Source organism: Butyrivibrio sp. WCE2006, assembly GCF_000701985.1.
Taxonomy (GTDB): domain Bacteria; phylum Bacillota; class Clostridia; order Lachnospirales; family Lachnospiraceae; genus Butyrivibrio.
Genome location: NZ_JNKH01000075.1, coordinates 1 through 5,153 on the forward strand (window position 1 = coordinate 1; position 5,153 = coordinate 5,153).

A 5,153-nucleotide genomic window follows, 5' to 3' on the forward strand; every position below is an offset into this window, starting at 1 on the left:
GAGAAAGGTCATCTATGATTGATATATGAGATGACGTTGAATTGAAGAGGAGTACAAATGAGCTATGATATTTATTTAAAAGAAAAGTCAACAGGTGAAACCATAGATCTGCCGGTAAAGCATGTTATGGCAGGTGGGACTTGTTGCGCTGAATATGATGAAGCAACAGGTGAATTTTCAGTTAAGCCAATAACTGAGGCATGGCTGAATATTACTTATAATTATAGCCGTTATTATTCTGAAGCAGCGGAAGGTGATGATAGATTTTATGGAGAAGATGACGAAGGACAATATAAAAATCAGGGAATTAGAGGAATCTATGGTAAAACTGGTGCAGAATCGATTCCAATGTTAAAGGATATGGCTGAAAGAATACAGAGGAAGGTAGAAACTGAATCTATTTTGGCTAAGGACTACTGGACTCCAACTGCAGCAAATGCGGTTAAACCTTTGTATCAGTTGATTGCTTTTGCGGAGCTAAGGCCAGATGGAGTATGGGATGGAGATTAAGTATGAAGTTGAGTGTGGAGAATGTTTTTGAATGTATTCCAGCTATTTATTCCGGTAATTTACAAGAAGATAATGAAGAAAACTATAGGCTATACCGGAAATTAGTAAAGGAGAGCGAGAATACCGGTCTTTGTCCAGTTCTTATCAAAAAGGATCATGAATTCGATTACCTTGAAAGGTTGAGCGATCATCGTATTGAAAGTAAGGAGGACTATAAAAAAGATATAGATTGGAGGTTGTATAGAGCTAATCATTGCTGCTTTGATGTATGGCTTGGGCGCATGCTTTATGACTATAAACTTGATTGGTGTGCGACCAAAGAGGATGTAGAAGTTTGCCTAAAGGAATTAGAACCTCCGCTTTCGAATGAATACAAATGCTTGTATCAGAATGCTGAAGAAAAAGAAGTATTTGGAATATTTGATGAAGACGAAGTGAATTCAAAATACGGGCAAGAAAGGCTTTGCTTTGACAATTATGTATTTGCGCTTCTTCCAATCACGAATCCATGGGAAGCGCTAGCGTGGTTTCCTATGGGAGGATTTAATTGGTGCCCCTCCGCATACTGCCAAATAGCTCTTGCTAAGGAATTATATGAAAAGTATGAGGCTAGGATTATGTATATAGGAGTTGATAGGCTTATATATTACCTTGAAAAACCGCTTATGGATAAAGTAGATATTGAGTCTGCTGCTAGAACACTGATTATCGCTGACGGAGATATTTATTGTGATTATGAAGAAGCAGCAAAGAACATTTTAGGTAGCCATACTTGGACACTATGGTGGGATTAAATTAGCGAATGAGAAATGGTTAAAAAGTAATTATGCAATATGACATTTCGATAGAGTTGTCAGAAGATGTGAGGAATTGGGAATGGGAACGTATCTTGTTGATCTTGAAAATTTCATGTTAATAAAGCTGATAAAGTTGGCGCTTCTCCAAAGAATCCATCTCCAACGCCTGATTATGTTTACGGCGAGTTTTATAAGATTATTAAAGATTGCACAGGTGCTGACGCAATTGAGGAGATGGTTAATCTGACAATAGATGGTATTTCAGAATGCCCAGGGAAGGCGGATTTTTACAAATATTGTTTGCGAGTACTGGGAGAGAAAAATGGGCACGAGTATTATACTCACCTGAAAAAAAGCTATCCGAAGATGAAGGCTATTATAGAACTGGCAGCATAAGAGAAACACGACTATTAGAGGAATTATTTAATGAGAAAGACGAATTTGCTAATACTACTGGATTTTGAAACATGGTTATTCAAAATTTTTCCACAGTGGATATTAATTTTGATACTTTTTCTTATGGCCTTGCCTACATTTGTGGAGGAGTATGATGCGTTAGTGTTATGCAATGCTACTACAGATGGAAAAGCAACTTCGAATAATGCCTATACTTACGTTGTTGAAGGAAAGGAATATACAGGATATGTTCAGCCTTTAATGACAATTCGCTCTGGAAAAACAACATTAGTAAAATACATTAAGAATAAACCTGAAGTGAGTGTCTGGAGAGCTGCAGGGTATAGAATCTTTAATTTGGTCATGGGTATGTTTTGCTTTTTGGGAGGAGTGTTTGGCATTTTCTTAATTCACTCTATTGAGGCGGATGAGGTAAAGGCGGCCAGAAAACGAATTAGAAAGCAAAACAAGAAAAGACAGGAATTAGAAAGGAATAGTTTATGACTAGTGAAGTTAAGGACTTTAAGGAAGAAATGGATAAGGCCTTAGATTTGGCAAGATGGCAGGGAGAAATATCTGGCAAAGTCGAGGGGGCAATGAATGTACTGTTTGCGCTTGATATCGATATGGAAAAAAGAATAGAACTGCTGCAGGATGCAGTTGGCTTGAGTCATATTACTGCTTCTGAGTTCATAGAGCCCAGACAAATTGAAGAGAATATCTATAAGAATGAAAAGCTATCTTATGATAAGAAGGAATCATTATATAAGCTTATGACCAATAAAGCTATGAATGATGAAAAGAAGCTGGAGCATCCCCTTGAAATGTTTGAGTTTCTATCAACAATGGCTGATGATTGCATTTTAGATGAATGTAAGCAACAGGTAAAAAAGTGGGTTAAGAGCAGGGAAGATGTTTCTATGCGTAAGATAAAGGACTGGCTCATAAATAAATATAAATTACTATGAAAAATGAGGGGAAACAGGAATGTTAGCGTTGGTAATTGCTGTGATTATAGGCGGGATTCTAGGGATTATTTCGGCGATGGAAGAGTTGGGCTTCTTTGGAAAAAGAGTAGAGAAAAAAGAGAAAAAAGACAAAAGGATAGATATCCATGGACCGTGAAGCTCAGAATTAAGGGTTTACTTTTAGAGGCGGGATGTTGTTGTAATTAGAAGAGGTTTTGCTATGGGGATGTTTGATACCTTCTGGGGAACATATACGTGCCCCTGCTGTAATAGGGAAGTAAAATTTGAAGAGCAGACAAAGGAATATGAGAATGTTCTGGCAGATTTCTTGCTGGGAGATTATATAGATAAGGGGAATAGAAATTATTTTTATGATTTTATCTATGAATGTCCTTATTGCGATATGTCATCTGAACTTAGTATAGCTGTGAGAAATGGACAGTATGTTGGTGTTTATTATACTGAGGAAGCCAAGAAAATAGATATTATGAAGCTGAGAAATATTGAGGACGGATATCAACGTAATCGGGACTATGACAAATTGTGCATTGAGAAGCTTGGTAAAGATGATGCAGGATACATCGAAGGCGAACTAGTAGGGAAGAATGTTGGAGATACGCTGACCATACTTAGGACTGATTGGAAGGTTTTGGACGTTTTCAAGGAAGAATTAAGTGATGAATTTAATGATGAAGAGAAACGCACTTGGAAGATGTTTTTTTATCGCCCCAGTTTTATATATAGGGTGAAAGCGGATGGGGTGTATAGAATAATAGCAGAAAGAAAACATCATTTTGGTAGCTCCCATTATTTTTATGTATATGAAGATGATTTTGATCAGTTAAATCTGAAAGAATATTATGATGAGAAAAATATTCACAGATATAAAATTCAGGATGGATGCACGCTTGTGGCTGTTAATGTAAATCTTTACTTTGTCAGAGACAGTTTTTGCATGGCAGACGATTGCTTGGCTCCAAACATGGCAATATATAAGTGGACTGAGAACTCTGATTTTTCAGATCTAGAGAGAATGATCTTTGAATACTTTTATGATGGGCTTCCGCGCTTTCGGTGGGGAGGTTATATAAAAGGTGAATTGATCATGGAGTTTTCATATATCAAGGAAGATGATGGGGGTTTAAAAAAGGAGTTGAAGATGCTAGTGCCTGAGTGGAAGGAATTGCTTTCGGAGAATCCGTGCATATATTTCGAGCATATAGAATTAAATGGACTGATGCTTCCTAAAAAGCTCACCAATTTCTATGATTATGCGGAGGCAATTCGTTTGTGCAAGAAACGGGGGAAGTCAGGGTTCCCTAAATAATGAAAATAGCAAGGAGAAATGATTTATGTCGTACTATTACTATTATTATATTGGCTATATTGATAAAAAGGATAATAAGATTTATCCCTATGGACCTTATACAAGAAAGGATAAAGAAAATATTGCCTGTGTATTAGATTATTCTCAATCGTTTGATGAAGAATTTAGTGATCATTTTATTACGATTCCAAGTGAGATGTATTCTGATGAGCTTCGGAATACAAATCATTTTGCTGGGTGCTTAAAGGAAGATTATTGTCCGGAGCCAAAGTATTGTAAGGTGTCTGAATTGCCAACAGGTGACTTTGTGAAAACAGGATATTTCTTGATAAAAGATGTTGTGAAATATATGAAGGACAAGGACTCCGATGTGTTTTATGACAGGTTGGATCCGGTTACATATAATGGTATGGTGGCTTCAGAATTACAGTTTGGTAAACCAGAGAAGGCTATTGACGATTTTGGAGAAGAATATGTTCCAAATTCTGCAGGAGACTATATGTATTTTGCTTATCCTGATTACAGCTGCGCAGAATATAAAGCTCATCAGCTTAGGTTGATCTTGGATGGTTTGATGGATTTTGAGGATGAGTATGATGAAACGAAGGAATTTGTAATATTGGAGACAGAAGGTTAATCATCAAAAATACGGATACTAATATGATTTTGAAGAGGACGAAGGTCCTCTTCTTGCTTTTTTAGGGCGTTTAAACCAGCAGTTTAGTGAAGTCATAGTTTACGTCTTATAAAATAATGCTGAGACAGTATGAATTAGTTATTAAGGAGAAATAGAAATAATGAATTTACCTATAACAGTAAATCAGCAGGAACTATTAGAAATTCTGCTTAATATAGCACCTGTACGTCCGGTGTATATCTGGGGTGCACCGGGAATAGGAAAGTCAGCACTTGTAGAAGAGTTTGCTATGGAGGTGGGACTTGAGTGTGTTTCATTACTTGGAAGCCAGCTGGCTCCTGAGGATATTATTGGTATCCCTCAGATCAGAGGAGAAACTTCTGAATTTCTGCCGCCCAAAATGATAGCAAGGAAGGAACCTTATGTGCTTTTTCTTGATGAGCTTAATGCGTGCTCCCAGGAGGTACAGAAAGCGTTCTATAGTCTGATTTATGAGAGAAGAATTGGGGAATATCATT

At 37.0% G+C, this 5,153-nt stretch carries 9 protein-coding genes; all 9 read left to right on the plus strand.

Translation table 11 applies throughout. From position 1 onward, the window contains the following. Positions 1-57: 57 nt before the first annotated feature. Positions 58-510 (plus strand): hypothetical protein, encoded by a 453-nt coding sequence (locus T501_RS19095; protein ID WP_044917082.1) that lies wholly within the window; start codon positions 58-60, stop codon positions 508-510. A 2-nt stretch (positions 511-512) separates the two neighbouring features. Continuing rightward, positions 513-1,304: a DUF4253 domain-containing protein gene (locus tag T501_RS19100; protein WP_044917083.1), complete on the plus strand. Its 792-nt coding sequence runs from the start codon at positions 513-515 to the stop codon at positions 1,302-1,304. Positions 1,305-1,573: 269 nt separating this feature from the next. After that, positions 1,574-1,771, plus strand: coding sequence for a hypothetical protein (locus T501_RS23060; RefSeq protein WP_156094528.1), 198 nt, complete (start codon positions 1,574-1,576; stop codon positions 1,769-1,771). Continuing rightward, positions 1,734-2,207, plus strand: a complete 474-nt coding sequence (locus tag T501_RS19105; RefSeq protein WP_044917084.1) for a hypothetical protein — start codon at positions 1,734-1,736, stop codon at positions 2,205-2,207. The genes T501_RS23060 and T501_RS19105 overlap by 38 nt, the downstream gene beginning before the upstream one ends. Further along, a complete protein-coding gene (locus T501_RS19110) occupies positions 2,204-2,671 on the plus strand; it encodes a hypothetical protein (RefSeq protein ID WP_044917085.1) in 468 nt (155 codons plus the stop codon). The genes T501_RS19105 and T501_RS19110 overlap by 4 nt, the downstream gene beginning before the upstream one ends. A 19-nt stretch (positions 2,672-2,690) precedes the next feature. Next, the gene (locus T501_RS21665) at positions 2,691-2,828 is read left to right on the plus strand and encodes a hypothetical protein (RefSeq protein ID WP_156094529.1); all 138 of its coding nucleotides are present in this window, start codon (positions 2,691-2,693) and stop codon (positions 2,826-2,828) included. 63 nt (positions 2,829-2,891) lie between these two features. Then, positions 2,892-3,998, plus strand: a complete 1,107-nt coding sequence (locus tag T501_RS19115) for a hypothetical protein (RefSeq protein WP_044917086.1) — start codon at positions 2,892-2,894, stop codon at positions 3,996-3,998. A 25-nt stretch (positions 3,999-4,023) separates the two neighbouring features. Further along, positions 4,024-4,635: a hypothetical protein gene (locus tag T501_RS19120; RefSeq protein WP_044917087.1), complete on the plus strand. Its 612-nt coding sequence runs from the start codon at positions 4,024-4,026 to the stop codon at positions 4,633-4,635. A gap of 160 nt (positions 4,636-4,795) precedes the next feature. After that, the coding region (locus T501_RS19125) for an AAA family ATPase (RefSeq protein ID WP_044917088.1) at positions 4,796-5,153 on the plus strand (358 nt) is incomplete at its 3' end.

What these genes read in the sequence shown, in the direction of transcription:
- T501_RS19120 (WP_044917087.1), top strand. Translation starts at nt 4,024, where the DNA reads ATGTCGTACTATTACTATTATTATATTGGCTATATTGATAAAAAGGAT.
- T501_RS19105 (WP_044917084.1), top strand. Translation starts at nt 1,734, where the DNA reads ATGAGAAAGACGAATTTGCTAATACTACTGGATTTTGAAACATGGTTA.
- T501_RS19115 (WP_044917086.1), top strand. Translation starts at nt 2,892, where the DNA reads ATGGGGATGTTTGATACCTTCTGGGGAACATATACGTGCCCCTGCTGT.
- T501_RS19095 (WP_044917082.1), top strand. Translation starts at nt 58, where the DNA reads ATGAGCTATGATATTTATTTAAAAGAAAAGTCAACAGGTGAAACCATA.
- T501_RS21665 (WP_156094529.1), top strand. Translation starts at nt 2,691, where the DNA reads ATGTTAGCGTTGGTAATTGCTGTGATTATAGGCGGGATTCTAGGGATT.
- T501_RS19100 (WP_044917083.1), top strand. Translation starts at nt 513, where the DNA reads ATGAAGTTGAGTGTGGAGAATGTTTTTGAATGTATTCCAGCTATTTAT.
- T501_RS23060 (WP_156094528.1), top strand. Translation starts at nt 1,574, where the DNA reads ATGCCCAGGGAAGGCGGATTTTTACAAATATTGTTTGCGAGTACTGGG.
- T501_RS19110 (WP_044917085.1), top strand. Translation starts at nt 2,204, where the DNA reads ATGACTAGTGAAGTTAAGGACTTTAAGGAAGAAATGGATAAGGCCTTA.